This window comes from Pseudomonas sp. GW821-FHT07F05 (assembly GCF_059418765.1).
In genome coordinates this window covers 271,713-297,375 of record NZ_JBWKQL010000005.1, presented here as the reverse complement: position 1 = coordinate 297,375, position 25,663 = coordinate 271,713, and the positions used below count along the sequence as shown (strand labels likewise).

General features: G+C 60.6%; 28 protein-coding genes. 12 read left to right on the top strand and 16 right to left on the bottom strand.

What is annotated here, in order from left to right; genetic code table 11:
* Nucleotides 1-4: 4 nt before the first annotated feature.
* The 3 genes from AC07RO_RS14205 to AC07RO_RS14195 all read right to left on the bottom strand — a co-directional run bounded on the left by AC07RO_RS14205 (nt 5) and on the right by AC07RO_RS14195 (nt 3,696).
* Nucleotides 5-1,534, bottom strand: a complete 1,530-nt coding sequence (locus tag AC07RO_RS14205) for a SulP family inorganic anion transporter (RefSeq protein WP_192174430.1) — start codon at nt 1,532-1,534, stop codon at nt 5-7.
* A 131-nt stretch (nt 1,535-1,665) separates the two neighbouring features.
* A complete protein-coding gene (locus tag AC07RO_RS14200) occupies nt 1,666-2,331 on the bottom strand; it encodes a carbonic anhydrase (RefSeq protein WP_407073260.1) in 666 nt (221 codons plus the stop codon).
* Between the two features lie 306 nt (nt 2,332-2,637).
* Nucleotides 2,638-3,696: a PA0069 family radical SAM protein gene (locus AC07RO_RS14195; RefSeq protein ID WP_495086317.1), complete on the bottom strand. Its 1,059-nt coding sequence runs from the start codon at nt 3,694-3,696 to the stop codon at nt 2,638-2,640.
* 194 nt (nt 3,697-3,890) lie between these two features.
* Here AC07RO_RS14195 and AC07RO_RS14190 point away from each other — a divergent pair, with 194 nt between their 5' ends.
* Nucleotides 3,891-4,568, top strand: a complete 678-nt coding sequence (locus AC07RO_RS14190) for a dual specificity protein phosphatase family protein (protein WP_495086316.1) — start codon at nt 3,891-3,893, stop codon at nt 4,566-4,568.
* Nucleotides 4,569-4,722: 154 nt separating this feature from the next.
* On the opposite strand, the gene AC07RO_RS14185 is transcribed toward AC07RO_RS14190, so the two are convergent.
* Both AC07RO_RS14185 and prlC read right to left on the bottom strand, forming a co-directional pair.
* The gene (locus AC07RO_RS14185; protein WP_495086315.1) at nt 4,723-5,010 is read right to left on the bottom strand and encodes a YheV family putative zinc ribbon protein; all 288 of its coding nucleotides are present in this window, start codon (nt 5,008-5,010) and stop codon (nt 4,723-4,725) included.
* A complete protein-coding gene (gene prlC / locus AC07RO_RS14180; protein ID WP_495086314.1) occupies nt 5,007-7,058 on the bottom strand; it encodes an oligopeptidase A in 2,052 nt (683 codons plus the stop codon). The genes AC07RO_RS14185 and prlC overlap by 4 nt, the downstream gene beginning before the upstream one ends.
* Before the next feature lie 90 nt (nt 7,059-7,148).
* On the opposite strand from prlC, the gene AC07RO_RS14175 reads away from it, so the two are divergent.
* On the top strand, nt 7,149-7,697 hold the full coding sequence (locus tag AC07RO_RS14175) for a gamma carbonic anhydrase family protein (RefSeq protein WP_495086313.1): 549 nt from the start codon (nt 7,149-7,151) through the stop codon (nt 7,695-7,697).
* 8 nt (nt 7,698-7,705) lie between these two features.
* Nucleotides 7,706-8,356: an HAD family hydrolase gene (locus tag AC07RO_RS14170; RefSeq protein WP_495086312.1), complete on the top strand. Its 651-nt coding sequence runs from the start codon at nt 7,706-7,708 to the stop codon at nt 8,354-8,356.
* Nucleotides 8,357-8,417: 61 nt separating this feature from the next.
* On the opposite strand, the gene AC07RO_RS14165 is transcribed toward AC07RO_RS14170, so the two are convergent.
* Complete coding sequence (locus AC07RO_RS14165; RefSeq protein ID WP_495086311.1) at nt 8,418-9,482, bottom strand: aminopeptidase; 1,065 nt, start codon at nt 9,480-9,482, stop codon at nt 8,418-8,420.
* Between the two features lie 109 nt (nt 9,483-9,591).
* On the opposite strand from AC07RO_RS14165, the gene AC07RO_RS14160 reads away from it, so the two are divergent.
* Nucleotides 9,592-10,008, top strand: coding sequence for a PA0061/PA0062 family lipoprotein (locus AC07RO_RS14160; RefSeq protein WP_346631430.1), 417 nt, complete (start codon nt 9,592-9,594; stop codon nt 10,006-10,008).
* Nucleotides 10,009-10,083: 75 nt separating this feature from the next.
* Here AC07RO_RS14160 and AC07RO_RS14155 read toward each other — a convergent pair whose 3' ends face one another.
* Entirely contained in the window at nt 10,084-10,317 is a 234-nt protein-coding gene (locus AC07RO_RS14155; RefSeq protein ID WP_192174420.1) for a DUF1161 domain-containing protein, read from the bottom strand.
* Nucleotides 10,318-10,448: 131 nt separating this feature from the next.
* A complete protein-coding gene (locus AC07RO_RS14150) occupies nt 10,449-10,880 on the bottom strand; it encodes an OsmC family protein (protein ID WP_037017022.1) in 432 nt (143 codons plus the stop codon).
* 284 nt (nt 10,881-11,164) lie between these two features.
* Between AC07RO_RS14150 and AC07RO_RS14145 the strand changes: the two genes are divergently transcribed.
* Nucleotides 11,165-12,166, top strand: a complete 1,002-nt coding sequence (locus tag AC07RO_RS14145) for an LLM class flavin-dependent oxidoreductase (protein WP_192174419.1) — start codon at nt 11,165-11,167, stop codon at nt 12,164-12,166.
* Nucleotides 12,167-12,253: 87 nt separating this feature from the next.
* Here AC07RO_RS14145 and AC07RO_RS14140 read toward each other — a convergent pair whose 3' ends face one another.
* Nucleotides 12,254-12,478 carry a DUF1161 domain-containing protein gene (locus AC07RO_RS14140; protein ID WP_192174418.1) on the bottom strand — a complete coding sequence of 75 codons (225 nt, stop codon included), beginning with the start codon at nt 12,476-12,478 and terminating at the stop codon, nt 12,254-12,256.
* A 161-nt stretch (nt 12,479-12,639) separates the two neighbouring features.
* On the bottom strand, nt 12,640-12,855 hold the full coding sequence (locus AC07RO_RS14135; RefSeq protein ID WP_065987998.1) for a dodecin: 216 nt from the start codon (nt 12,853-12,855) through the stop codon (nt 12,640-12,642).
* A 182-nt stretch (nt 12,856-13,037) separates the two neighbouring features.
* Here AC07RO_RS14135 and AC07RO_RS14130 point away from each other — a divergent pair, with 182 nt between their 5' ends.
* Nucleotides 13,038-13,361, top strand: coding sequence for an ElaB/YgaM/YqjD family protein (locus AC07RO_RS14130; RefSeq protein WP_037017008.1), 324 nt, complete (start codon nt 13,038-13,040; stop codon nt 13,359-13,361).
* Here AC07RO_RS14130 and AC07RO_RS14125 read toward each other — a convergent pair whose 3' ends face one another.
* Nucleotides 13,362-14,261 (bottom strand): LysR family transcriptional regulator, encoded by a 900-nt coding sequence (locus AC07RO_RS14125; RefSeq protein ID WP_346627333.1) that lies wholly within the window; start codon nt 14,259-14,261, stop codon nt 13,362-13,364.
* A gap of 120 nt (nt 14,262-14,381) precedes the next feature.
* Here AC07RO_RS14125 and trpB point away from each other — a divergent pair, with 120 nt between their 5' ends.
* The 3 genes from trpB (at nt 14,382) to AC07RO_RS14110 (ending at nt 17,047) form a co-directional block, all read left to right on the top strand.
* A complete protein-coding gene (trpB, locus tag AC07RO_RS14120) occupies nt 14,382-15,608 on the top strand; it encodes a tryptophan synthase subunit beta (protein ID WP_192174416.1) in 1,227 nt (408 codons plus the stop codon).
* A complete protein-coding gene (gene trpA / locus AC07RO_RS14115; protein WP_192174415.1) occupies nt 15,608-16,468 on the top strand; it encodes a tryptophan synthase subunit alpha in 861 nt (286 codons plus the stop codon). Before trpB ends, trpA begins: the two co-directional genes overlap by 1 nt.
* Before the next feature lie 75 nt (nt 16,469-16,543).
* Nucleotides 16,544-17,047: an anti-virulence regulator CigR family protein gene (locus AC07RO_RS14110; RefSeq protein ID WP_495086310.1), complete on the top strand. Its 504-nt coding sequence runs from the start codon at nt 16,544-16,546 to the stop codon at nt 17,045-17,047.
* A 193-nt stretch (nt 17,048-17,240) separates the two neighbouring features.
* Here the strand turns inward: AC07RO_RS14110 and AC07RO_RS14105 are convergent, their stop codons facing one another.
* The gene (locus AC07RO_RS14105) at nt 17,241-18,191 is read right to left on the bottom strand and encodes a choline sulfate utilization transcriptional regulator (protein WP_423572095.1); all 951 of its coding nucleotides are present in this window, start codon (nt 18,189-18,191) and stop codon (nt 17,241-17,243) included.
* Nucleotides 18,192-18,305: 114 nt separating this feature from the next.
* Here AC07RO_RS14105 and betC point away from each other — a divergent pair, with 114 nt between their 5' ends.
* Nucleotides 18,306-19,811, top strand: a complete 1,506-nt coding sequence (gene betC / locus AC07RO_RS14100) for a choline-sulfatase (RefSeq protein WP_495086309.1) — start codon at nt 18,306-18,308, stop codon at nt 19,809-19,811.
* Between the two features lie 38 nt (nt 19,812-19,849).
* The gene (gene choX, locus AC07RO_RS14095; RefSeq protein ID WP_495086308.1) at nt 19,850-20,776 is read left to right on the top strand and encodes a choline ABC transporter substrate-binding protein; all 927 of its coding nucleotides are present in this window, start codon (nt 19,850-19,852) and stop codon (nt 20,774-20,776) included.
* 141 nt (nt 20,777-20,917) lie between these two features.
* On the opposite strand, the gene aroE is transcribed toward choX, so the two are convergent.
* Both aroE and hemF read right to left on the bottom strand, forming a co-directional pair.
* On the bottom strand, nt 20,918-21,748 hold the full coding sequence (gene aroE / locus AC07RO_RS14090; protein WP_495086307.1) for a shikimate dehydrogenase: 831 nt from the start codon (nt 21,746-21,748) through the stop codon (nt 20,918-20,920).
* Nucleotides 21,748-22,668, bottom strand: a complete 921-nt coding sequence (gene hemF, locus AC07RO_RS14085; RefSeq protein ID WP_346627338.1) for an oxygen-dependent coproporphyrinogen oxidase — start codon at nt 22,666-22,668, stop codon at nt 21,748-21,750. The genes aroE and hemF overlap by 1 nt, the downstream gene beginning before the upstream one ends.
* A 225-nt stretch (nt 22,669-22,893) precedes the next feature.
* Between hemF and AC07RO_RS14080 the strand changes: the two genes are divergently transcribed.
* Nucleotides 22,894-23,871, top strand: a complete 978-nt coding sequence (locus AC07RO_RS14080) for an NADPH:quinone reductase (RefSeq protein ID WP_192174408.1) — start codon at nt 22,894-22,896, stop codon at nt 23,869-23,871.
* 28 nt (nt 23,872-23,899) lie between these two features.
* Here the strand turns inward: AC07RO_RS14080 and tsaC are convergent, their stop codons facing one another.
* Together tsaC and dprA are read right to left on the bottom strand one after the other, a co-directional pair.
* Nucleotides 23,900-24,457 carry an L-threonylcarbamoyladenylate synthase type 1 TsaC gene (gene tsaC, locus AC07RO_RS14075; RefSeq protein WP_495086306.1) on the bottom strand — a complete coding sequence of 186 codons (558 nt, stop codon included), beginning with the start codon at nt 24,455-24,457 and terminating at the stop codon, nt 23,900-23,902.
* Nucleotides 24,458-24,496: 39 nt separating this feature from the next.
* Entirely contained in the window at nt 24,497-25,609 is a 1,113-nt protein-coding gene (dprA, locus tag AC07RO_RS14070) for a DNA-processing protein DprA (protein WP_282365456.1), read from the bottom strand.
* Between the last annotated feature and the right edge of the window lie 54 nt (nt 25,610-25,663).

Here is a 25,663-nt window from a genome sequence, read left to right as displayed (position 1 = left end):
CGCCTCAGTGCAACGCTGCCCCTCCGATCGACGTGCGGATCCGCCCTTCCACGCGACGTTTGAGCAGCCGTTGCTCCAGCAGCAAACGCGAGCCCTGCGCGGCATTGGCACGGCCCCATTCCTCCAGCAGCTCCAGGCAGGAATGGTCGATATACCTCAGGTTGCCCAGCGGCACATGCAGCGTAGTGCCAGGCGGCACGGTTTCCAGAGTCTGCGTCAGCGCCGGCACCTTGAGGAACGTGGCAGAACCATTGAGGCGCAGCTCCATTTCCCCCTCGGCTGGCAGGTCGACCAGATTGATCTTCAGGCGCGATGCGCTCAGCGCCAGCTTCACCAGGGTCAGGCCAAAGCCGATCAACACGCCCGTCAGCAAGTCGGTCAGGACAATCGCACTGGCGGTCGCGCCATAGATGAACATTGGCATGCGGCCATAACGCCCCAGCCCCTTGAGCGCCTGAATATTTACCAGCTTCACGCCGGTGTAGACCAGCACGCCGGCCAGGCTGGCCACAGGAATGCTCTGCAACACGCTGGACAGCAACAGTACGAACGCCAGCAGCCACAGACCGTGGAACATCGCCGACAGCCGCGTCTTCGCACCCGCCTGCACGTTGGCCGAACTGCGCACGATCACGCCCGTCATCGGCAGCGCGCCGACCAGACCGCACAACATGTTACCCACGCCCTGGGCGCTGAGCTCTTTGTCGAAGTCCGAACGCTGGCCGTCGTGCATGCGATCCACCGCCGCTGCTGACAATAGGGTTTCAGCGCTGGCAATGAAGGCCACGGCAATGGCCGCGATCAGGATGGCAGGGTCCGCCAGGTTCAGCAGGTCTGCAGGGCGCAGCCAGTCGATGGCCTCGGCAAGGTTCGCCGGGACCTCGACGCGCTTGACCTGCAAGCTCATCACCAGACTCACCACCGTCGCGATACCGACGCCGAGCAACGCGCCTGGCACGAACCGCAGTGCATGGGGCCGACGCTTTTCCCACAGCCACATGACGGCGATGGTGCCCAGCCCGAGAAGACCGGCCTGCATGGCACTGCCCATCCCCATCGCACCGATAACGGTCTGCGGGAACGCCACTAGATTGTCCAGCCCGGAAGGCTTGGGCCCGCTGTCGAACATGACGTGGACCTGGGAAAGCACGATCAGTACGCCGATGCCCGCCAGCATGCCGTACACCACCGCCGGCGCCGTGACGCGAAACCAGCAGCCGAGCTTCAAGCGACCGGCCAGCAACTGCAGCGCACCGGCGAGCAGCAAAATCGGCCCGAGCATGGCCATGCCGTGTTCACGGACCAGCTCGAACACCAGCACCGCCAGACCTGCCGCCGGGCCGCTGACCTGAAGCGGCGAACCTGCCAGCCAGCCCACCACCAGACCGCCGATGATGCCGGTGATCAAACCCTTGGACGGCGGCATGCCGGACGCAATGGCGATCCCCATGCACAGCGGCAGGGCCACCAGAAAAACCACCACGGAAGCCAGCAGCTCCCGTGGTAACAACGCTTTCAGATCAGTAGTAGCCATGACGACTCTCCGGAATTCAGACGTGACAACGCCCGGCGGCACGCGCTGAACGCGGCCGCTACGAGCTTGTATGAGGGTGGAAGCGTCAGGGCCGACGCCGCTGCACTCAGGCGCAGCGGGTCAGCCAGCGATCAATATCGACCGCGAGGGATCGACGCCATCGGCACCGGATGGTCGCCATCCAACGGCAGGAAGCAGTCCTGCTCGGCATCGTAGGCGCGGATTTCGCTGGTCTCGATGTCGTAGACCCAACCATGAATGAACAACTGACCGCTGGCCAGTTTGGACGCCACGGAAGGGTGCGTGCGCAGGTGTTGCAGCTGCGCGATGACGTTTTCTTCGGTGAGCACGTGCATGGTTTCGTGCTCGCCGGTGCAGTTGCAGTTGTCCTGCACAACGGTCTTGGCGACCTCGGCATGGCGCAGCCAGGCTTTGACCGTCGGCATCTTTTCCAGGGTGTCGGGGTTGAGAACGGCGCGCATCGCCCCGCAATCGGAGTGGCCGCAAACGATGATGTGCTGGACGCCAAGGGCCAGGACGGCATATTCAATGGCCGTCGAAACGCCGCCATTCATGGGGCCATAAGGCGGGACGACGTTGCCCACGTTACGGGTGACGAACAGGTCGCCTGGCGAGCTTTGCGTGATGAGTTCCGGGACGATGCGCGAGTCGGCGCAGGTGATGAACATGGCCCGGGGATGTTGGGCGGTGGCGAGTTTCTTGAACAGTTCTTCCTGCTGAGGGAAGACGTCATGGCGGAAATGCTTGAAGCCATCAACAATTTGCTTCAGCGCCATTTCGGCGGTTTCCACCTGAGGCGTTACGCCTGTCGTCGCAGCCTTGGGCTGCTTATCCTGGTCACTCATGTTTCATCCTCTCTGACGGATTTAAGTGGATTTTCCGGCGAATCCTGTGGATGACCCACTTTTTTCTGGTCTTCTTGCGTTAATTTTCCTACAAGACCAATCGGTCACTTCCGACTCACCTTAACGACGCAAACTTAATTGAAACTGAATGCGTGGCTCTAGATCGGGGCTCTTGCGTTAGAAAATCTAAAGCGCAAGCGCCTGTCGTGGCGTAACACCCTTAAGACGCCGCTCAAGTCACAACAGCGACATCTGACCGCCAGGCGGGCAAAACGCGGTGCAGTCCAGCTGAAAACTTTCCCGCCGGTTCAAGCCGTGCTTCTTGATCGCGAGGCTGTAACGCTGGGCCAGCAGTTCAGCGAACACCCCCTCACCGCGCATTCGCGAGCCAAAGCGGCTGTCGTACACCTCCCCGCCGCGGCTCTGCCGTACCAGACTCATTACATGCTCGGCCCTCTGCGGATAATGCGCCTGGAGCCACTCTTCGAACAACGGGGCGACCTCCAGCGGCAGACGCAGCATCACGTAGCTCGCACTCAACGCGCCGGCGGCCTTGGCCTCGGCCATCAGCTTCTCCAGCTCCATGTCATTGATCATTGGAATCATCGGCGCCAGCAAAACGCCTACCGGCACACCGGCATCACGCAGAACCTTGATCGCCCGCAGCCTGGCCTTGGGCGCGGCAGCCCGGGGCTCAAGGATGCGCTTGAGCTCATCGTCCAGCGTCGTCAGGCTGATGAACACCGACACCAGCCGTAGCTTTGCCAGCTCGGCCAGCAGGTCCAGATCCCGAAGAATCAGCGAGCCTTTGGTGATGATCGTCACCGGATGGCGATACCGCAGCAGCACTTCCAGCGTCGCCCGGCTCAATGTGTATTCGCGCTCGATGGGCTGATACGGATCGGTGTTCGCGCCCAGGGTGATCGGCGCAACGGTGTAGCCAGGCTTGGACAGCTGCTGCTCCAGGAGGGCAGCAGCATTGGTTTTGGCGATTAGCTTGGTCTCGAAATCCAGCCCCGGCGACATGTCCCAATACGCGTGGCTCGGCCGGGCGTAGCAATAAATACAACCGTGCTCGCAACCCCGGTACGGATTGATGGAGCGGTCGAAGGGAATGTCGGGCGATGAGTTGCGCGCGATGATGCTCTTGGCGGTTTCCAGCGTGACGGTGGTGCCCTGGGTCAGCGGCACTTCCTGATACCAGCCGTCGTCTTCGGCGACTGATCGGTTGGGCGCAAAGCGGTTATGCGGATTGGTCGCGGTGCCGCGCCCGCGTGGGGGCAACTGACTGGACATGACGACTCCTTGATAACTGGTTATGCATACAGTATCGCGAAATACTCATGGCCTTCACGCGCGGATTCGGAAAAACACCTCGGCGCCGATCAATGGCTTTCACCAACTTTTGACACGCGCCTCACAGCGCCTTGACCCTGGGGAGCGAAAACTTGCGCCATCGATAAATGGCTGGTTTCCACGGTACGTCTTCCATGCGCCTTCGCCCGCTCGCTGCTCAACTCCTCCTGCTGCTGGTCGTGTCATCTGCCTCTCTCGCTCAAGCCGAGGATGTTTCACCGGCGCAATCGTCACGCCCGGCGCAGTGGGCACAACTCGTCGACCCGCACTACAACCTCTACCAGATCACGCCGACGCTTTACCGCAGTCGCCAGCCGGACGCCGCAGCACAGCCGCTTCTGCAGCGGCTTGGCGTTCACACGGTGATCAACTTCCTTAAGGAGAGTGACAGCAAATGGCTGTCCGACGCCTCCGTCGTGCAAGTGCAGATTCCGTTGCAGGTGGTCCACATCGACGACGCGGACGTGATCGAAAGCCTGCGCGCCATCCAGGCGGCCCAGCAAAACGGACCGGTGCTGATTCACTGCAAGCATGGCCTGGACCGGACCGGTCTGGTGGCGGCGATGTACCGCATCGTCGCTCAGGGCTGGAGCAAACAGGCGGCGCTGGATGAGATGGAGCATGGCGGTTACGGCGACGAAGACAGCCTCAAGCGCGGGATTGCCTACATCAACAACGTCGATGTGGCGGCGCTGAAGTCGGCAATGGACACGGGCGCATGCAGCACCAGCGTGTTTGCCCGGTGCTCGGTCAAGGGCTGGTTCGAGAAAACCGATGGGGTGGGAGTGCAGACGATCCTGTGGCGGTTGTGAAGCCGGACAGTTTGCACATTGTATGGCTGGCGTTAGCAGGCATTTTGTAGGACCAGCTTTAGCCGGGAAGACGTCGCGCGCCACGCCGCAAAATTGAGGGTGTTCGCACCGGCCTCTTCCCGGCTAAAGCCGGTCCCACTGAAATGCAGCGATATCAGCTTGGATCAACCGGCTTCTTCAGCTTCGGATTCGGGAAGAACTGCACGCCCTGCACCTTGGGATCGGCCGGCTTTACCACAGGCTTGTTCACCCGGGTGCCAAGTTCTGTCGGGATCGATTGCCCCTGTGCATTGAGGGTGTCGGAATAACCACAGTGCACGCACTCACGGTGCGGCACGTCGTCTTCGTTCCACATCATCAACTTGTCAGGCTCGCTGCACGCCGGGCAGACCGCCCCGGCGATGAAGCGCTTCTTGGTAATCACCCGTAGTGTCTCGGTCATGCTGCCGCTTCCTCACTCAAGCCCGAATGGCGCAAGAGTGCGTCAATCGAAGGCTCGCGTCCGCGGAAGTCGACGAACAGCACCATCGGCGCCTGTGACCCGCCCCGCGCCAGAATGGCTTCACGGAACGCCCGGCCGGTCTGCTCGTTGAACACGCCCTCTTCCTCGAACTTCGAGAATGCATCGGCAGACAGCACTTCGGCCCATTTGTAGCTGTAGTAGCCCGCCGCGTAACCGCCGGCAAAGATGTGGGCAAAGCTGTTCGGGAAGCGGTTGTACGCAGGCGGACGCATCACCGACACCTCGTCACGCACGCCTTCCAGCACTTGCAGCGTGGTGCGGCCGTCGCCGTGGGTGGCGTGCAGTTCGAAGTCGAACAGCGAGAATTCCAGCTGGCGGACCATCATCAGGCCGGACTGGAAGTTTTTCGCCGCGAGCATTTTCTCCAACAGGTCCTGAGGCAGCGGCTCACCGGTTTCGTAATGGCCGGAGATCAGCGCCAGGCCTTCCGGCTCCCAGCACCAGTTTTCCATGAACTGGCTCGGCAGCTCGACCGCATCCCACGCTACGCCATTGATGCCCGACGCGCCCGCGTGTTCGACGCGGGTCAGCAGGTGATGCAGGCCATGACCAAATTCGTGGAACAGGGTGGTGACTTCATCGTGGGTGAGCAGCGCCGGCTTGCCGCTGACCGCCGGGGTGAAGTTACAGACCAGATTGGCCACCGGGCTTTGCAACGTGCCTTCAGCGGTGCGACGACGATCGCGGGCACCGTCCATCCACGCACCGCCACGCTTGTTGGCGCGGGCGTAGAGATCGAAGAAGAAGCGCCCGACGTGCTGGCCGTTTTCCTTGATTTCGAACAGGCGGACGTCCGGGTGCCAGGTGTCGAAGCCCTTCTGCTCGGCGATTTCGATGCCGTACAGTTTTTGTACGATCGCGAACAGGCCGGTCAGCACTTTGTCGACCGGGAAGTAGGCGCGCAGCGCTTCCTGGGAAACGCTGTAGCGCTGTTCGCGCAGCTTCTCGCCGTAGAAACCGCTGTCCCAGCTTTGCAGGTCCGGGCAGCCTTGTTCGGCAGCATAGGCTTTCAGCTGCTGCAGATCCTGAACAGCAAAGGGCTTGCTGCGCTTGGCCAGATCACGCAGGAAGCTGAGGACCTGATCGCTGGACTCGGCCATTTTGGTGGCCAGGCTCAGCTCGGAGAAGCTGGCGAAACCCAGCAGTTTGGCCAGTTCCTGACGCAGATCGAGAATCTGCTCCATGATCGGGCCGTTGTCGTTTTTGCCAGCGTTCGGGCCCTGGTCAGACGCGCGGGTGCAGTACGCGGCGTAGACTTCTTCGCGCAGCGCGCGGTCTTCGGCGTAAGTCATGACGGCGTAGTAGCTCGGGAACTCGAGCGTGATCAGGTAGCCTTCGAGATCTTTCGCCAGGGCAGCGGCGGCCATTTGCGCCCTGGCCGAATCGGTCAGGCCGGTGAGGGCAGCTTCGTCAGTGACGTGCTTGCTCCAGGCTTGGGTCGCGTCGAGCAGTTGGTTAGAGAACTGGCTGCCCAGCTCGGACAGCTTGCTCTGCACCTCGGCGTAGCGTTTTTGCTGTTCTGGCGGCAGGTCGATGCCCGACAGGCGGAAATCACGCAGCGATTGTTCAAGAATGGTCTTCTGGGCAACGTCGAAATTGGCCGCTTCCGGGCTGTTGGCCAAGGCTTCGAAGGCCTGGAACAGTTCGCGGTTCTGGCCCATTTCGGTCGAATAGGCGCTCAGTGCCGGCAGGCAAGACTCATAGGCCTCGCGCAGTTCCGGGCTGTTGCACACGGCATTCAGGTGGCTGACCGGGCTCCAGGCGGCGCCCAGGCGATCATTGAGTTCGTCCATCGCCAGCACCAGGCCAGCCCATGTAGGCTGAGAACCTTGCTTGGCGAGGATGTCGGCAATCGCGGCGCGGTTGTCGGCGAGAATCTGTTCGATGGCAGGTTTTACATGCTCGGCGCGAATCGCCGAGAAAGGTGGCAGGTCGTAGGATTGCAACAGAGGGTTGTTCGCGCTCACGGTTTGGCACCTTGGCTAAAAGAAACACCCACGCATCTTAATTACAATCGGCGTCGGCCGCAGCTATCGGCGCCAGAGAAGGAGCCTATCGTGGCCATTCGCACGTTCCAGCAACACACCCCGACCTTTGGCGAGCGGGCGTTTGTCGACCATTCGGCGGTTGTGATCGGCGATGTCGAAATCGGCGTCGACAGTTCGGTCTGGCCGCTGACCGTCATCCGTGGCGACATGCACCGCATCCGCATCGGCGCGCGCACCAGCGTGCAGGACGGCAGCGTGCTGCACATCACCCACGCCGGGCCGTTCAACCCGGACGGTTTTCCGCTGTTGATCGGCGACGAAGTGACCATCGGCCATAAAGTCATGCTGCACGGCTGCACCGTCGGCAATCGCATCCTGATCGGCATGGGCACCACGATCATGGACGGTGCGGTGGTGGAGGACGAGGTGATCATCGGCGCGGGCAGTCTGGTGCCGCCCGGCAAACGCCTTGAGAGCGGGTTCCTCTACGTCGGGCGTCCGGTGAAACAAATGCGTCCGCTGACCGAGAAAGAGATCGCCTTCTTCCCCTACAGCGCGACCAATTACGTAAAGCTGAAAGACCAGCACCTGGCCGAAGGCTTCGACAAACCCTGCTGAGAGCACCCATGCATTACCAGAATATTCTGTTCGACCTGGACGGCACCCTGACCGATCCGCGCGAAGGCATCACCCGGTCCATCCAGTTTGCCTTGAGCAAGCTGGGCATCGACGAACCCGACATCACCCGGCTTGAGCACTTCATTGGCCCGCCGCTGTTGCAGCAATTCATGCGCGCCTACGACTTCGACGAAGCGAAGGCCTGGGAGGCCGTGGGCTTTTACCGCGAGCGTTTCAAGGTGACGGGCCTTTACGAGAATCTGGTGTTTGATGGCGTGCTCGAATTGCTGGACATGCTCTCGGATCAGGGCCGGACGTTGTTTATCGCGACGTCCAAACCCTGGGTGTTCGCCCATGAAATAGCCCGGCATTTCGATTTCGCGCGCCATTTCAAGCTGATCTACGGCAGCGAGCTGGACGGTACCCGCACTGACAAGGTTGAGCTGATTCGGCATTTGCTGGATGAAGAGCAGCTCGACCCGAAACAGACTCTGATGATCGGCGACCGCAAACACGATTTGATTGGCGGCAAGCGCAACGGGTTGGATGTGGTAGCGGTGGGTTACGGGTTTGGCAGTCGCGAAGAGCTGGAGGCCGAGGCGCCGACCTATCATTTTGATTCGGTGAGCGCACTGCATCAGGCGTTTCTCAAAAGCTGAGAGCACTCAATCAGGCAAGCGATGATCGTTCCCACGCGGAGCAGGGGAACGATCATTACGCTTAGGCTTTTTGGGCCAGCCGCTGCAGCGCCGCCTTGCGTTCATCCTTGGGCAGTCCGCCCAGCTTTTCCACCGCCGAATAGAATGCGGGCCAATCGCCGTTCACCTGCCTGAACAACGCTTCAAACGCCGGCACCCATTGATCATACAAACCAATGGGCAGCAGCCGGGCGTTGTTCATCGGTGCATACACCCAGCCGTCAAAGCGCTTGTCGCCGCCCCACTGACTGTCGCGCAGCTGCCGATACTCGCTACGCAGACGCTCGAACTCAGCGGCCTTGCGTGCGCGCATGACCTGCGGACTCAGCGGCTCGGCGTACAGCGCCTTCAGCCGATCCCGGGTGTCGAGCGCCAACTGTGTGAGTTGATCGCGTCGTTGCGCTTCCGAAGACCCGCCGTCCGCAGGCAAACCCCGCGCCGCGCGCCACTGACGTGTGCCTTCCTGCTCCACGAAACTGGCGTAGGACTCGTTGAACTCGCTGTCGTCCTTCACGTAAAACCGCTGGTGCGCCAGCTCGTGGAAGATCAGCGTGGCCAGTCGCTCATCGCCCCAGTTCATCATCGAGCTGATGATCGGGTCATCGAACCAGCCGAGCGTCGAATACGCTTCCACGCCGCTGACATACACGTCTTTACCCTCAAGCTTCTGAACAGCCGCATCCCCCCGCGCGGCGCCCTGGGTGTAGTAGCCGCGATAGGCCACGCACCCGGCGATGGGGAAGCAATGGGTGACAGGATCAAGGGAAAATTCGCCGGTCGCGAATACGTTCCAGACGACAAACGGCCGATGGATATCGGCGTAAAGGCGATAGCTGCGGTTATCCGGCAGATGCAGATGCTCGGTGGCAAAGGCACGGGCCTGCTGAGATGTGCGCAGATGATCGCGCAGCGTAGGGTCGCGATTCGGGTCAGCGATGACTTCGGCAACCGGCTCGCGCGCCCGCAACAGGGCCATTTGGCCGCCGGCCAGTTGCAAGTAATAGGAAAGACTGGAGCAGCCGCCGAGGAGTAAAGTCGCCAGCACCGGCAGGCCGCGTTGCAACCAGGCCTTTTTCGATCGAATCATGCAGCAGCCTTAACGTCGATATTCATGAAGTCCAAACATTCAGCGTTATGCCGGACAGCCTGCCTCTGACGCAACCATCATCGCCATTTGTCCTGCTGCGGAGTTCATCATGCGCTTGCCTCTGTCCCTCGTTGCCCTGAGTCTTCTGGCCGGATGCGCGGGGCCGCTGCCTGCGGTTGATCCCCAGCAGGCGTGGGTCGATCTGCATACCTTTACCGGCAAAACCCTGATGGCGGACAAGCTGGACGGCGTGCGCACCTACGACGGACGCTTCTTTCAGGTGACGCCCGGCAAACACAAGCTCGAAGTGCGGTATGACTACGACTACGCTCCCGGCGCGATGGGCTTGTCGATGGACATCTACAACGAGCGAACCTGCTACGTAACGATCAACTACGACCGCTTCGAAGCCGGCCACCGCTACCGTCTCGACGTGCGCAATATTACCAACAGCATCGACGCACAGTTGCGGGACGAGCAACGCAACGTGCTCGCGGAGGAGGGGGACATTTTCTGTATTCCGTGACGCGTTATCTCGGCCTCGCCACCCACACAAGATGGCTTACACACAGCCTACGAACTACTTCAGCTCACGCCCGGACTAGCGACCGTTATTCTGGTAGATGATTTTTTTCGTGTCGTTTTCGCAAGTACCGACGACCATGCTCTGGTCGGTGACATCTTTATTGGCCACGATCTCCAACGTATATGAGCTGACGCTCTGAGCCTGGATCTTCGTTTCGATTTCAGCTTTAAGCTCTTCACACGGCTTGGGCGCAGCGAAGGCACTGGTGGTCAGAGCACCAAGAATCAGGATTGCGGCGATACGTTTCATATTCGACTCCTTCGGCACCGTGCGATACGCATCGGCCTAGCATGTGACCGTGGGGGCGCACGCCGGTTCTGGCGCGTCCATAACGAAGATGGCCCGCAATTGCGGGCCATCGAGTGCAACAGTAACGCGAATCAGCTCACCAGCGTGGCATCGAGCGTGATCTTGGCGTTGAGCACTTTCGAAACCGGGCAGCCTTCCTTCGCATCGTTGGTCAGTTTCTCGAACTGCTCCTGAGTTGCGCCAGGGATTTTGGCTTTCAGTGTCAGGTGCACGGCAGTGATCGCGAAGCCGCCATCAACTTGATCCAGGGTGACGTCAGCGGTGGTGTCGATGCTGTCAGCTTTCAGATTCGCATTGCCGAGGATCATCGACAGTGCCATCGAGAAGCAGCCAGCGTGGGCTGCGCCGATCAGTTCTTCCGGGTTGGTGCCCTTGCCGCCTTCGAAGCGGGCCTTGAAGCCGTACGGCGCTTCGCGCAGGACGCCGGTTTCAGTAGAGATGCTGCCGATACCCGACTTCAGGTCACCTTCCCAGTGGGCGGATGCTTTCTTGACGATGCTCATGGTGTCTCCTCATGAAAAGTGCGATTTCGCCCGCACGCGGACCAAAGTTCTGAGGAGTGTAGGCGGGACTTAGTTCAACGCTTATGCCCCATGTGCTTTTTTGCGGACGGGCGCAACGTTAAATCCGACCAAATTAGTAGGAAATTTCGCCTTACCCATTGCAACTCTGAAATCCGCCCTTATCCTATGGCTTAACGCAAATATTTAGTCTTAATGCCGGTTTGCTCGCGTGATGTCCCCGACGGATGCGCCGATTCAAGCCTCAAGAGGATCAACAACGGCCTATGAAACGATTAGCTGATGTGAAGATTTCGACGCTCGATCTGGTGCCCGTCCGCGAAGACAAAGGCCCGGCGGAATCGCTGCGTAATGCGCTGGACCTGGCGCAACACGTCGAGAAATGGGGCTACAACCGTTTCTGGGTGGCCGAGCACCACAACATGGACGGCATCGCCAGTTCGGCAACTTCTGTTCTGCTGGCCTATCTGGCCGGCGGCACGTCGACCATTCGGGTCGGGTCGGGCGGGATCATGCTGCCCAACCACGCGCCGCTGGTAATCGCCGAGCAGTTCGGCACGCTGGAAAGCTTGTTTCCGGGGCGGATCGACCTCGGTCTTGGCCGCGCGCCGGGTTCCGATCAGATGACGGCCCGCGCCCTGCGTCGCGAGCGCTCAGGCAGTGCCGATGATTTCCCGGATGACGTGACCGAACTGGTCAACTACCTCGGGCCGCGTCAGCCCCATCAGCGCGTTCTCGCTGTGCCCGGCACCAATACCAATGTGCCGATCTGGTTGCTGGGTTCGAGCCTGTTCAGTGCTCAACTGGCCGGTGAGCGGGGGCTGCCCTATGCATTCGCGTCGCACTTCGCGCCACGCTTCATGCACGAAGCGATTCGGGTCTACCGCAGTCACTTCAAACCTTCGGACGTCCTCGACAAGCCCTACGTGATGCTCGGCGTCCCGTTGGCCGCCGCAGAGACCGACGAGCGAGCTGAATACCTGGTGACGTCGGTGTACCAACGCATCCTGAGCCTGATGCGTGGGCAGAGTCTGATGCAGAAGCCGCCCGTCGAGAGCATGAATGGTTTGTGGCTGCCCCATGAACGTGATGCGGTGATGGATTTCCTGGGGCTGGCGGTCGTCGGCGGTCCGGAGAAGATTCGTGCGAAGCTGGATGTGCTGCTTGAGCAGACCGACGCAGATGAGCTGATCTTCACCTGTGACATGTACGAACATGCCGATCGCCTACGCTCTTACGAGATCTTGGCGCAAGCGGCGAGGGGCTGAGTCACGGCCTTTCGCTGAAACCTGTCCTGCCATAAACAAAAAAACCGACGCCATATGCGCCGGTTTTTTTGTATCAGCGGGCCGAGATCAGCCGCGCTTGTAAACGATTTCCTTGTTGCCGCCTTCGCAGGTGCCAACAACCTTACCGTCCGCCGAGCTGCCTTTTTCTACAGCTTCCAGCGTGTAGGAGGCGACGCCCTTGGCTTTGATCTTCGCGTCGATGTCGGCTTTCACGTCATCGCACGATTTACCAGCGGCCATCGTAGTGCCCGCAATGCTCAACAAGCCTATGGCCAACAGAACTTTTTTCATCGGTACATCCCCTCGTCAGGCGCATTTTCGGATCAACAAGGCCGCTCCAATCGGGGCGGCCTGACTACATGAACCAGCGTCATGAACCTTGGAAAAAGTCACGACTGCGCGGTATGTATAGCGAAGGTTGTGGCACTCGGCCACTCTAAAAGTTCAGCGACTCAGCTGTTGTCGATGCGGAAGCCAACCTTGATGGTCACCTGGAAGTGACCGACTTTGCCGTCTTCGATGTGGCCGCGGGTTTCCAGCACTTCGAACCATTCCATGAGCTTCACGGACTTGGCAGCCTGGGCAATAGCGTTCTGGATCGCGTCGTCGGTGCTCACGGTCGATGACCCGACCAGCTCCAGCATTTTGTAGGTGTGATGATCAGACATGGCAGTTCTCCTGAAAGGTGTTGCGCGGTGGCAGCGCCGCAGTGATTGTGTTCACTATCTCTGTGCCGAAATGCGGCCTAAAAGTTCAGAAGAAACGGCACTTCGCATTACGCACTGCACTTTCTCGAAACCCTGTAGTCGGAAACAACACACGCCACTCATCACAGCAGGAGAGTCAAATCATGGCATTCACGTCATCCCGTAAAGCGTCGTTGCAAAGCATGGAAGCCGAGATCGAGAGTCTGCTCAAGTCGCTGGAAGGCTTGAAGTCCGACGCTTCCGACGAGTCGCGCAAGACTCTGAAAAACCTGAAAGCCAACGCTGAAAGCGCGCTGAGCCATTCGCGCAGTCTGTTGAGCGATGTCTACGAAGACGTCAAAGTCAAAACTCGCGAAACCAGCGTTGCGACCCGTGACTACGCCCAAGAGCACCCTTGGACTACCGCAGGCGTCGCCGTTGGCGCAATCGGCCTGCTGGCAGCTTACCTGCTGTGCAAGCGCGGCTGATCAAGCCTGCCCCGATCGCTCGAGTTCCTGCTTGAGCCATCGAGCCAGGTGCTGAGCGCGCCCATCCGCGGCGCGCATTGGTGCCCATAACGCCAGCTGCGCCGGGGTTTCACTGAAACCCCATGGCGCGGCCAGGCGTCCGGCTTTCAAGTCGTCAGCCACCAACGGCTCCGGCGCGATCGCCACGCCAAGCCCTGCAACAGCCGCCTCCAGTAAATAATACAAATGCTCGAAATCCTGTCCGTAGCTCAGCGCGTCGAGCTCGATGCCGTTTTGCGTCGCCCATGCCGGCCAGGCTTGCAGCCGCGATGTGGTCTGCAGCAATGGCTCGCCCAACAGCGCATGGACCGGGGCGTGTCGCAGCTCGTCGAACCGCGCGAATCGTGGACTCATCACCGGCCCGATGCGCTCGCTGGCAAGCTCGAAGACCTGCATGTCCGTAGGCCATGGCGGTTCGGCGAAAATCAGCAGGGCATCCAGCCCGGGACGTCGCGGGTCAAGGTCGCCTTCTCCTGCGGAGAGGTGCAGGCGCAGGTCGGGGAGGTCAGCATTCAGGCGCCCCAGCCTTGGAATGAACCAGCGTGCCAATAGGCTTCCAGAGCAGCCCAATACGAACGGCGCATTCGCGCTGCCCTGGCTAAGCTCAGCACAGACACCGCGCAGACGATCAAATGCTTCGGCACTCGCATCCCGCAACCGAATGCCTGCATCTGTGAGTTTCAGGCCACGTCCATCTTTGCTGAACAGGCTCACACCCAAGTGTTCCTCCAGCACTTTCAGCTGGCGACTCACGGCACCATGGGTGACGTGCAATTGCTCAGCCGCCTGACTGACACTGTTCAGCCGGGCGGTGGCTTCAAAAGCACGCAATGCGTTGAGGGGCGGAAGGTCTCGGCTCATGGGATTTGTGAGTTTTCCTGACAGGTTGCCCCGATCTTATCGGTTTTCATCGTCGCTGGCGCTGGTTAGAGTGTGATCACTGCCTGACGGCTAACTCTATTCGTATCTCCGGAGGTCCACATGACCCAGACCCAAACTGCATACCGCGAAGGCCCGGACGACCGTGGCATGTTCGGTGCCTTCGGCGGCCGTTACGTCGCTGAAACCTTGATGCCGCTGATCCTTGATCTGAACCGCGAATACGAAATCGCAAAGAATGATCCTTCGTTCCTGAAAGATCTGGAGTACTTCCAGCGCGATTACGTGGGTCGTCCAAACCCGCTGTATTTCGCCGAGCGCCTGACCGAGCATTGTGGCGGCGCGAAGATTTACCTGAAGCGCGAAGAGCTCAACCATACCGGCGCGCACAAAATCAATAACTGTATCGGCCAGATCCTGCTGGCGCGGCGCATGGGCAAAAAGCGCATCATCGCCGAGACCGGCGCCGGCATGCACGGCGTTGCCACCGCTACCGTGGCGGCACGCTTTGGCCTGGAGTGCGTCATCTACATGGGCACCACTGACATCGAGCGTCAGCAAGCCAACGTGTTCCGCATGAAGCTGTTGGGCGCCACGATCATTCCGGTGGTCGCTGGCACCGGCACGCTGAAAGATGCCATGAACGAGGCACTGCGCGACTGGGTTACCAACGTCGACAGCACCTTCTACCTGATCGGCACCGTTGCAGGTCCGCACCCTTACCCTGCAATGGTTCGTGACTTCCAGTCCGTGATCGGCAAGGAAACCCGCGTTCAGATGCAAGAGCACGAAGGCCGTCTGCCGGACAGTCTGGTGGCGTGTATCGGCGGTGGCTCGAACGCAATGGGGCTGTTTCATCCGTTTCTGGATGACACGAGTGTGCGCATCATCGGTGTCGAAGCGGCCGGCCACGGCATCGAGACCGGCAAGCACGCCGCCAGCCTGAACGGCGGCGTACCGGGCGTACTGCACGGCAACCGCACCTTCCTGTTGCAGGACAACGACGGCCAGATCATCGACGCCCACTCGATTTCCGCCGGTCTCGACTATCCAGGCATTGGCCCTGAGCACGCCTGGTTGCATGACATCGGTCGCGTCGAATACACCTCGGTCACCGACGATGAAGCCCTGGCTGCGTTCCACCAGTGCTGCCGCCTCGAAGGCATCATCCCGGCGCTGGAAACCGCCCACGCCCTGGCTGAAGTGTTCAAACGCGCTCCAAACCTGCCGAAGGATCACCTGATGGTGGTCAACCTGTCCGGTCGTGGCGACAAGGACATGCAAACCGTAATGCACCACCTGGATCTGTCCCAGCAGGAGAAACACTGATGAGCCGCCTGCAAACGCGTTTTGCTGAACTGAAAGAACAAAACCGCGCAGCCTTGGTGACGTTCATCACGGCAGGCGACCCGGGCTACGACACCTCGCTGGCGATCCTCAAGGGATTGCCGAAGGCAGGTGCCGATGTAATCGAGCTGGGTATGCCGTTCACTGACCCGATGGCCGACGGCCCGGCAATTCAGCTGGCGAACATTCGCGCCCTTAACGCCAAGCAAAACCTGGCGAAGACGCTGCAGATGGTTCGCGAATTCCGTGAAGAGGACAGCGTCACTCCGCTGGTGCTGATGGGTTACTACAATCCCATCCACAACTACGGCATTGACCGCTTCATCTCCGAAGCTCATTCGTCGGGTGTCGACGGGCTGATCGTGGTGGACCTGCCGCCGGAGCACAACGCCGAGTTGTGCGACCCAGCGCAGGACGCAGGTCTGGACTTCATCCGCCTGACCACGCCGACCACTGATGACGTTCGTTTACCGACTGTGCTCAACGGCAGCTCCGGTTTCGTTTACTACGTGTCGGTGGCGGGCGTGACAGGCGCGGGCTCTGCAACGATTGATCACGTTAAGGACGCCGTGCAACGCCTTCGCCGCCATACCGATCTGCCAATCAGTGTCGGCTTCGGTATTCGCACAGCTGAACAAGCGGCCGCCATTGCGCGCGTGGCCGACGGTGTCGTCGTCGGTTCGGCACTGATCGATCAGATCGCCAACGCGTCTTCGCCGGAACATGCGGTCAGCGGCGTGCTGGGTTTGTGCGCGCAGTTGTCCCAAGGCGTGCGTAAAGCCCGCGTAGCCGAAGGTAAAGTTTCTGATACAGAGGAATCTCGGTCTCTGGCAGCACACTAAGCCGTACAGCGAAGGGGTTCAGGACCACGTCCTGAACCCCTTTTTGCTGCCCGTATTTGCTCAGGAGTGCGCTACATGAAAGTCTCGAATCGTTTGATCGCCGGGTTGGGCGTGTTGATGCTCAGCGCCAGCGCGCTGGTTCAGGCTGCACCACCGGATCAACGCGGGGCCGATGACAACGGCCCGGGCCAGCATCAGGACCACGGCCAACCCAATGGTCCGCAAGGCGGTCCGCAGGGCGATCGCGGCAACGGCAACGACCATCGCAACGAACCGCGTGCGGATAACCGTGGCAACAACCAGCGTGGCGGGCGTCCTCCTGCCGACTTCGGCGATGTGCGCCGGACCATCAGCGAGCACCGGGAAGTCATCGGTCGCGGTCAGCCACTGCCTCCCGGCGTCCACATCGTCAAAGGCCACCCGCTGCCACGCGGTTATGGCCGTCGACTGGACCAACGCTCGCTGCAATATCTGCCTCAATACGATGGCTACGAATGGCGCCGCCTGGGCCCGGACGTTGTGCTGATCGCGATCGGCAGCGGGATTGTTTATGAAATTCTGGATGGCGTGCTGAACTAAGGCACGTCCATGTGGGAGTGACCGGAGTGGCGCTCCGTCTTGCTCGCGAATACGGCATTTCCGGTGCTGGATATCTAGCGGATCTACCGGACTCTTCGCGAGCAAGCTCGCTCCCACAAGTCGTGCGTCGCAGCTACAACTTCGGCACCATCGATAGGCCGCCATATCAGCGTCAATGTTTGTCACGAAGGCCCTAAACCGCAATCGACGGCAGCGACTTGCCCTTCAAAAGATCTCCACTCAACGCCTGTTCACTTCTTAACCAGTCCACGAATCGCTGCACGATCTGCACGCGCCGTTTGCGTTGCGGCAGGACGATGTAATAACCGTATCCGGAGACGGCGCTCGCTTCGATCGGGCGGCATAGCAAACCCTGCTCCAGCAAATCATCCACCAGATGTCGCCAGCCGATGGCCACGCCCTGGCCGCCGATCGCCGCCTGAATCAGCAGCGTGTAGTTATCGAATCTCAGCTGCCCCGGCGCGGGTGCCTGGGGAATATTCAGGGCGCGGAACACGCCACTCCAGTCAAACCAGTTGTTGCCGCCTTCGCCACGAAGGTGCAGTAGAGCGAAGTCTTTCAGCGCCTTGGTGGGCAAGGGCAGGTCGCGCCCCTTCAGCAATCGCGGGCTACAGACCGGGAACACTTCCTCGCTGAACAACCAGTGGCTCTCTCCCTGCTTGAATCGCCCGTCGCCGAACAACACGGCCACATCGATATCCGCGCGCAGCATGCTGTGACTGCGCTCGCTGGTGACCAGGCTGACGTCGACGTCGGGGTTGTCCTTGTGGAAGCGGTGCAGGCGCGGCATCAGCCAATAGGCGGCGAAGGCGAAATCGGTCGCCACCTGCAAAACCTCGTGCTGATGCTGCTCGGTGATTGCGCTGAGGCCCGCGTCCATCGATTCGAGCCCGGTCTGTACGTGATTGAAGAGAATCTGCCCGGCGTCCGTCAGCTCAATGCCGCGATAGATGCGATCAAACAGCCGCGTCCCCAGTTGCTCTTCCAGTCGCTTGATTTGCTGGCTGATGGCCGGCTGAGTGGTGCCGAGCTCGATAGCCGCAGCGGTAAAACTGCGCAACCGTGCGGCGGCCTCAAAGCCGCGTAGCAAATCCAGTGACATGGCACCAAGGGATTCAAACATAAGCTGTACTTATCCTAAGCATTGCCGCACATGGGCTTTACCGTGGACTGCATGGGCACCATCCTCGGTCAAAGCACTTTCGCATAAATAATGACTATGGGATGCCGCGAAAACATGAAGCGCAAGAACATTCTTTTCATCATGGCCGATCAGATGGCCGCGCCCATGTTGCCGATGTACGCCTCTTCTCCCATCAAGATGCCCCACTTGAGTCGCCTCGCCGCTGAAGGCGTGGTGTTCGACGCCGCCTACTGCAACAGTCCGCTGTGCGCGCCGTCGCGTTTCACTCTGGTCAGCGGTCAGTTGCCGAGCAAGATCGGCGCTTACGATAATGCTGCTGATTTCCCCGCTGATGTGCCGACCTACGCCCACTACCTGCGTCGTCTTGGCTATCGCACGGCGCTGTCCGGCAAGATGCATTTCTGTGGCCCTGACCAATTGCACGGCTACGAAGAGCGCCTGACCAGCGACATCTATCCGGCCGATTACGGTTGGGCCGTGAACTGGGACGAGCCGGATGTGCGCCCGACCTGGTACCACAATATGTCTTCGGTGCTGCAGGCCGGTCCTTGCGTACGCACCAATCAGCTCGATTTCGACGAAGAAGTGGTGTTCAAGGCGCAGCAGTATCTGTTCGACCATGTGCGCGAAGACGGCGATCAGCCGTTTTGCCTGACGGTGTCGATGACCCATCCCCATGACCCTTACACCATCCCCAAGTCCTACTGGAATCTGTACAGCGACGACGACATTCCGATGCCCCACGCGCCGTTGGCCCAGTCCGAACTGGACCCGCATTCTCAGCGCCTGCTGAAAGTCTATGACCTGTGGGACAAGCCGCTGCCCGAGCAAAAGATTCGCGATGCGCGCCGCGCCTATTTCGGCGCATGCAGCTACATTGATGACAATGTCGGCAAACTGCTGGAAACCCTGGAAGAAACAGGCTTGGCTGACGACACGATCATTGTGTTCTCCGGCGACCATGGCGACATGCTGGGTGAGCGCGGGCTCTGGTACAAAATGCACTGGTTCGAGATGTCGGCGCGGGTCCCGCTGCTGGTGTACGCTCCGGGGCAATTCAAGGCCGGCCGTGTGCAGGCCGCAGTGTCCACCGCTGACCTGTTGCCGACTTTTGTGGCATTGGCTGAGGGTCAACTGGACGCCGGTTTGCCGCTCGATGGCCGTTCACTGTTGCCGCACTTGGAAGGTGAGGGCGGTCACGACGAGGTGTTTGGCGAGTACATGGCCGAAGGCACCAACAGTCCGCTGATGATGATTCGTCGCGGCGCGTACAAATTCATTTATTCGGAACGGGACCCATGTCTGCTGTATGACGTGCGCAACGATCCGAAGGAGCAGGAAGAGCTGAGTCGATCCGAGGCTCATCGCGACCTGTTCGCTGCGTTCCTGGCCGAAGCACAGGCCAAGTGGGACATTCCGGCGATACACCACCAGGTGCTCGCCAGTCAGCGGCGCCGGCGTTTTGTCGCCGAGTCGCTGGCCATCGGCAAGCTGAAGAGTTGGGATCACCAGCCGCTGGTCGACGCCAGTCAGCAGTACATGCGCAACCATATTGATCTGGACGATCTGGAGCGCAAGGCCCGTTATCCGCAACCTTGAACCCTGCCAACACCTAGAAAATCAAAAAGGGGCACACCATGAATAAGCTGTTCACCACGCTGGCGGTTGGGGTCTTGAGCTTGAGCAGCGTCGTGGCCTATGCCGCCGACGCGAGCTGCAGCACTGTACGGATGGCCGATCCAGGCTGGAGCGATATCGCTGCGACCAACGCCACCGCAGGCTTTTTGCTCGACGGCATGGGCTACAAAACCAAGATCGACACACTGGCGGTGCCCATTGCCTATGGCGGTCTGAAGGACGGGCAACTCGACGTCTTTCTGGGCAACTGGATGCCGGCGCAGCAGGGCTTCTACGACAAATTCATCGCCACCGGTGACGTGACGCAATACGCGAAGAACCTGGAAGGCACCGAGTTCACCCTCGCGGTTCCCGATTACGTCTATGACGCGGGCGTTCACGACTTCGCCGACCTGAACAAATTTGCCGACAAGTTCCACAAGAAGATCTACGGCATCGGCTCGGGCGCTCCGGCCAACGCGTCGATTCAGGAAATCATCAAGAAGAACGAGTTCGAGCTGGGTGACTGGAAGTTGGTTGAGTCCAGCGAGCAGGCGATGCTGGCCGAAGTGCAGCGCAACGTGAAGAAGAAGGAATTCGTGGTGTTCCTCGGCTGGACGCCACACCCGATGAACGTGCAGATCAAAGGCATGCACTACCTGAAAGGCGGCGAGAAATACTTCGGTGATACTGGCAGCGTTTACACCGTGACGCGCAAAGGTTACGCCGACGCCTGCCCGAATGTGGCCAAGCTGCTTTCCAACCTGGTGTTCACCCAGGACATGGAAAACTCGATCATGCAGACCGTGGTGGACAAGAAGGTCAGCAACACCGAGGCGGTGAAAGCGTGGCTGAAAGCCAATCCGGCGGTGCTGGACAAATGGCTCGACGGCCTGAAAACCGTTGACGACAAAGACGCGCTGCCAGCGGTTAAGGCCAAGTTGTAAGCGCCGACAAGAAGCATCGCGAGCAAGCTCACTCCTACAGGACCAACATCAGTCTGTGGGGGCGCGCTTGCAGCGTGACAGTGCGGCGTCTGGACGACCAGGCATCCACCACAAAATAAGTGTCAGCCTGGAACGTGAGCGTTATCCGTTCTGCACCATCAACCGTCGCAGTTCCGCCAGAACCGGCGCTGACTCCGGTCGCACGCCGCGCCACAGGTAAAACGCCTCGGCGGCCTGCTCGACCAACATCCCCAAACCATCCACTGCCTGTCCGGCGCTGTGCTCCGTGGCCCAGCGGCAAAAGGCGGTCGGCTCCTTGGCGTACATCATGTCGTAGCAAATGGTCACGCCCGGCTGAATCAGACTGGGCGCAATGGGCGGTACTTCGCCCGACAGGCTCGCCGACGTGGCGTTGATGATGATGTCCACCGGCTCTTCCAGCCAGTCATAGCCGGCGGGCAGCACCGGGCCGATGTCGGCAAACTCCTCGGCCAATCGCTCGGCCTTTTCCACCGTGCGATTGGCGACCACCAGCACGTAGGGATCTTCCGCCAGCAAGGGTTCCAGCGCGCCACGCACCGCGCCGCCCGCTCCGAGCACAAGGATGCGTTTGTCCTTGAGCGTTACGCCATGATTGACCGTCAGGTCCCGAACCAGACCGGCTCCGTCCGTGTTGTCGCCCAGCAGGCTGCCATCCGCCTGAAGCGCCAGCGTGTTGACCGCCCCGGCACGACGGCCGCGCTCGGTCAGCTGATCAGCCATCCGGTACGCTTCTTCCTTGAACGGCACGGTGACGTTGGCGCCACGGCCGGTCTGGAAGAATGCCTTGGCGAACGCGGTGAAGCCGTTCAGCGGGGCCAGTGAGGTCTGGTAGTCGAGCGCCTGACCGGTTTGCTCGGCGAACAGGCGATGGATCAGCGGCGACTTGCTGTGGGCGATGGGGTTACCGAAGACAACGTACTGATCAGTCATCACTGTGCCGCCTCAGCCAGCCAGTCGCGATCCTGCAGAAAATACTCGGTCAGGCGTGCTTCCTCGCTGCCCGGCTCGGCTTTCCAGTCATAGCCCCAGCGCACTTGTGGCGGCAGCGACATGAGGATGGATTCGGTCCGGCCACCCGATTGCAGCCCGAACAAGGTGCCACGGTCGTACACCAGATTGAATTCAACGTAACGCCCACGGCGAAACTCCTGAAACTCCCGTTGCTGCGGCGTGTACGGAGTGTCTCTACGGCGCTGAACGATGGGCAGATACGCCTCGACGAACGCATCACCGATGGCGCGAATGAAGGCGAAGCTGGTGTCGAAATCCCACTCGTTGAGGTCATCGAAAAACAGGCCGCCCACGCCGCGCGGTTCATTGCGGTGCTTGATATGGAAGTAGCGATCGCACCACGCCTTGTAACGGGGATAGACGTCAGCGCCGAACGGCGCGCAGGCCTGCTCGGCGACGCGGTGCCAATGAACGCAGTCTTCCTCGACGCCGTAATAGGGCGTCAGGTCAAAGCCGCCTCCGAACCACCACACTGGTTCTTCGCCTTCTTTCTCTGCGATGAAGAAACGCACATTGGCGTGGGCAGTCGGCACATGAGGATTGTGCGGGTGCATCACCAGCGACACGCCGAGTGCTTCGAAACCACGTCCTGCCAGCTCCGGTCGATGGGCGCTGGCCGATGGGGGGAGGCCGGCGCCGAAGACGTGGGAAAAATTGACCCCGCCCTTTTCGAGGATATGGCCATTCTCGATCACGCGGGTCCGTCCGCCCCCCCCGGCAGGCCGCTCCCAGGCGTCCTCGACGAAACGGGCGCTGCCATCTTCGGTTTCCAGCGCGGCGCAAATGCGGTCCTGAAGATCGAGCAAGTAGGCTTTGACGGCATCGGTGCGAAAGGACATGGCGGTACCTGCATAAACTGAAACGTGCGTCGGGAGCGGGATTCGACCGGGCTTGGCGTTGATAGCACGCCTCGCTCAGCAAACCCCGTCGGCGAAATTCGGCCCGTAGCATATCACCGGCATGGCGGCTGCCGCAGTTGACGAAGCGCCAACGAAGGAGTCCGATAGAGCCCTTTCGCATCGACAGTCATCCTCTGCAAGTCCGATCCATGACGGAGAAAGCAAATGGCAAAACGTATCCAGTTCAAGGCGTATGGCGGTCCCGAAGTCCTCGAGTACGTAGAATTCGAACCCCCGGCACCAGGCCCCAAAGACGTGCTCGTGCGTAACAAGGCGATTGGCGTCAACTTCATCGAGACCTACTTTCGCAGCGGCCTGTACCCGGCGCCTTCGTTCCCGTCGGGGTTGGGCAACGAAGGCGCGGGACTGGTTGAAGCGGTCGGCAGCGAAGTCACCCACGTCAAAGTCGGCGACCGGGTGGTGTACGGCACCGGTCCATTGGGTGCCTACGGGGACGTTCACGTAACGCCGGCAGCGAACATCGCCAAACTGCCTGACGGTATCAGCTTCGAGCAGGGCGCCGCCGTCATGCTCAAGGGCCTGACCGTGCAATACCTGTTTCGTCAGACCTACGAAATCCGCCCTGAAGAAACCATCCTGTTCCATGCCGCTGCCGGCGGCGTGGGATCGATCGCCTGCCAGTGGGCCAACGCCTTGGGCGTCAAGCTCATCGGCACGGTGAGCTCGGCAGAGAAGGCCGCGCACGCCAAAGCGCTCGGCGCGTGGGAAGTGATTGATTACAGCAAGGAAGACGTGGTCCAGCGTGTACTGGAATTGACCGACGGCAAGAAGGTCCCGGTGGTCTATGACGGCGTGGGCAAAGACACGTGGGAAACGTCGCTGAATTGCCTGGAATTGCGAGGCCTGCTGGTCAGCTTCGGCAATGCGTCAGGCGCAGTAACCGGGGTGAACCTGGGGGTTCTCGCTCAGAAAGGCTCGCTGTACGTCACCCGGCCGACGTTGGGCTCCTACGCGAACACCCCGGAAGCCTTGCAGGCGATGGCGGATGAGGTGTTTGAAATGGTCGCCAGCGGCAAGGTGAAAGTCGACGACATCCAGAAGTTTCCCCTCAAGGATGCCGCGAAGGCCCATACCGAACTGGCAGGGCGCAGAACGGTTGGGTCGATCATTCTGGTGCCTTGATCTCAACCTGCGAAACAGTGGAAGGGCATTAACCTGCCCTTACCACCTCAGCGGTGACCAGATCCCGTATCACACTCGGGTTGCGACGCCCGCCAAGGCTGCCGCTCAGCACCATGTCCAGTTGCTCGTGGAAATACTGCTCAACGCGCAGTCGTGAGCGGGCTGCGGGGCGGCCGGTCGGGTTGGCGGAGGTCGACACCAGTGGACCGGTCAAGGCGCACAGCTCGCGTACGGTCGGGTGATCGCTGACCCGGAGGGCGACGGTGTCGTGCGTTCCGGTGATCCAGTCCGGCAACAGGCCTTGATGTGGCACCAGCCAGGTGTTCGGTCCCGGCCAGGTGCTGGCCATGCGGTCGACCCACAGCTCAGGGAAGTCCTCGAAAAGGAAACCAAACTGACGGATGTTGTCTGCGATCAGGATCAAGCCCTTATCAACAGGCCGCGCCTTGATTGCCAGCAGGCGATACACCGCCTCTGCATCCCAGGGGTCACAACCCAGCCCCCACACCGCTTCGGTTGGATAGGCAATCACCGCCCCGGCCCGAATTTCTCGTGCGGCTTGCTGCACTCGCCAACTGCTGACCATCGTCCGTTCTCCCAAATTACGCAGGCGGGCAGTTTAACCTCAGCGTGCCCGGGCAAACCATCGCCCGGCTTCACAGGTCACGCTGCTGTCGAGTTCAAGCTCGGTCAGCGCCGCCAGGACCTTTGGCAACGGCCAACCGCTGTTGTGGGCCAGCGCCTCGCCGGTTTGCGGCGCTGCGTGCAAGAGGGCGAGCAGCGGATGAAGCGGGGTCGACGGTTTATCAACGACGTCCGAACTCGGCGCGACGTTTTTCCAGCCCTGCAGCGCCTCAAGAATATGGTCGATGGTTTCCACCAGCACTGCCCCCTCACGGATCAGCTGGTGACAACCCCTGGCGCCCGGATGATGGATCGAGCCGGGGATGGCATAGACCTCACGGCCCTGCTCGGCGGCAAGCCGTGCCGTGATCAACGATCCGCTGGCAACGCTGGCCTCGACCACCAACACGCCCAGGGACAAACCGCTGATGATTCGATTGCGCCGGGGAAAGTTGCTGGCGTGGGGGCCTGCGTCCAGCGGCAGCTCGGAAATCACTGCGCCGCCCTCGGCCACCATACGCGCTGCAAGTTGACGATGCCGCTGTGGATAAAGTTTTTCGATGCCGGTGCCCAGCACGCCGATTGTCCCGCCTTTTACGTCCAGAGCACCTTGATGCGCGGCGCCGTCGATACCCAGCGCCAGCCCGCTGGTGATGACAAAACCGGCACCGGCCAGGCTCCGCGCGAACGCCGCAGCGGTGTCGAGTCCAGGCTTGGAAGCGCGTCGACTGCCCACCATTCCCAACTGCGGACGATCGAGCAATGCACGGTTTCCGGCGATGAAGAGCAGGGGCGGTGGATCCGGGATTTCTGCCAACAGCGCGGGGTAGTCAGGGTCGTCCCACATCAGCAAATGCTGGCCCGGACGCTCTAACCAGGCCAGTGCAGCACTGGCACCGTCGCGCACTTCGGCACTGCGACGGGCCTCGGCACTGGCCGCCGGCAGCCGGAGAGATCGCCAGGCCGAAGCCGGCGCACTCAATGCGGCAGAGGCACTGCCGAACGCATCGATGAGGGTATGAAAACGTTTTGGACCGACTTCCGGCAGCCGATGCAGACGCAAACGGGCTTCCAGCTCAGCCGGCGACTGACCGGCCTTTTCGAACAACGGCATGTCATCTTCCTTGATCCGAGACCCACCTTAATCAGTGGATCAAGCTGTGGATAA

Coding starts and splice junctions, on each gene's coding strand:
- AC07RO_RS14135 (WP_065987998.1), bottom strand. CDS start 12,855: ATGTCTGATCATCACACCTACAAAATGCTGGAGCTGGTCGGGTCATCG.
- AC07RO_RS14185 (WP_495086315.1), bottom strand. CDS start 5,010: ATGACCGAGACACTACGGGTGATTACCAAGAAGCGCTTCATCGCCGGG.
- AC07RO_RS14195 (WP_495086317.1), bottom strand. CDS start 3,696: ATGTCCAGTCAGTTGCCCCCACGCGGGCGCGGCACCGCGACCAATCCG.
- AC07RO_RS14125 (WP_346627333.1), bottom strand. CDS start 14,261: ATGAGCCGAGACCTTCCGCCCCTCAACGCATTGCGTGCTTTTGAAGCC.
- AC07RO_RS14110 (WP_495086310.1), top strand. CDS start 16,544: ATGAAAGTCTCGAATCGTTTGATCGCCGGGTTGGGCGTGTTGATGCTC.
- aroE (WP_495086307.1), bottom strand. CDS start 21,748: ATGACTGATCAGTACGTTGTCTTCGGTAACCCCATCGCCCACAGCAAG.
- hemF (WP_346627338.1), bottom strand. CDS start 22,668: ATGTCCTTTCGCACCGATGCCGTCAAAGCCTACTTGCTCGATCTTCAG.
- trpB (WP_192174416.1), top strand. CDS start 14,382: ATGACCCAGACCCAAACTGCATACCGCGAAGGCCCGGACGACCGTGGC.
- dprA (WP_282365456.1), bottom strand. CDS start 25,609: ATGCCGTTGTTCGAAAAGGCCGGTCAGTCGCCGGCTGAGCTGGAAGCC.
- betC (WP_495086309.1), top strand. CDS start 18,306: ATGAAGCGCAAGAACATTCTTTTCATCATGGCCGATCAGATGGCCGCG.
- AC07RO_RS14150 (WP_037017022.1), bottom strand. CDS start 10,880: ATGAGCATCGTCAAGAAAGCATCCGCCCACTGGGAAGGTGACCTGAAG.
- AC07RO_RS14105 (WP_423572095.1), bottom strand. CDS start 18,191: ATGTTTGAATCCCTTGGTGCCATGTCACTGGATTTGCTACGCGGCTTT.
- AC07RO_RS14140 (WP_192174418.1), bottom strand. CDS start 12,478: ATGAAAAAAGTTCTGTTGGCCATAGGCTTGTTGAGCATTGCGGGCACT.
- AC07RO_RS14170 (WP_495086312.1), top strand. CDS start 7,706: ATGCATTACCAGAATATTCTGTTCGACCTGGACGGCACCCTGACCGAT.
- AC07RO_RS14145 (WP_192174419.1), top strand. CDS start 11,165: ATGAAACGATTAGCTGATGTGAAGATTTCGACGCTCGATCTGGTGCCC.
- AC07RO_RS14160 (WP_346631430.1), top strand. CDS start 9,592: ATGCGCTTGCCTCTGTCCCTCGTTGCCCTGAGTCTTCTGGCCGGATGC.
- tsaC (WP_495086306.1), bottom strand. CDS start 24,457: ATGGTCAGCAGTTGGCGAGTGCAGCAAGCCGCACGAGAAATTCGGGCC.
- AC07RO_RS14155 (WP_192174420.1), bottom strand. CDS start 10,317: ATGAAACGTATCGCCGCAATCCTGATTCTTGGTGCTCTGACCACCAGT.
- trpA (WP_192174415.1), top strand. CDS start 15,608: ATGAGCCGCCTGCAAACGCGTTTTGCTGAACTGAAAGAACAAAACCGC.
- AC07RO_RS14130 (WP_037017008.1), top strand. CDS start 13,038: ATGGCATTCACGTCATCCCGTAAAGCGTCGTTGCAAAGCATGGAAGCC.
- choX (WP_495086308.1), top strand. CDS start 19,850: ATGAATAAGCTGTTCACCACGCTGGCGGTTGGGGTCTTGAGCTTGAGC.
- AC07RO_RS14165 (WP_495086311.1), bottom strand. CDS start 9,482: ATGATTCGATCGAAAAAGGCCTGGTTGCAACGCGGCCTGCCGGTGCTG.
- AC07RO_RS14190 (WP_495086316.1), top strand. CDS start 3,891: ATGCGCCTTCGCCCGCTCGCTGCTCAACTCCTCCTGCTGCTGGTCGTG.
- AC07RO_RS14205 (WP_192174430.1), bottom strand. CDS start 1,534: ATGGCTACTACTGATCTGAAAGCGTTGTTACCACGGGAGCTGCTGGCT.
- AC07RO_RS14200 (WP_407073260.1), bottom strand. CDS start 2,331: ATGGCGCTGAAGCAAATTGTTGATGGCTTCAAGCATTTCCGCCATGAC.
- AC07RO_RS14080 (WP_192174408.1), top strand. CDS start 22,894: ATGGCAAAACGTATCCAGTTCAAGGCGTATGGCGGTCCCGAAGTCCTC.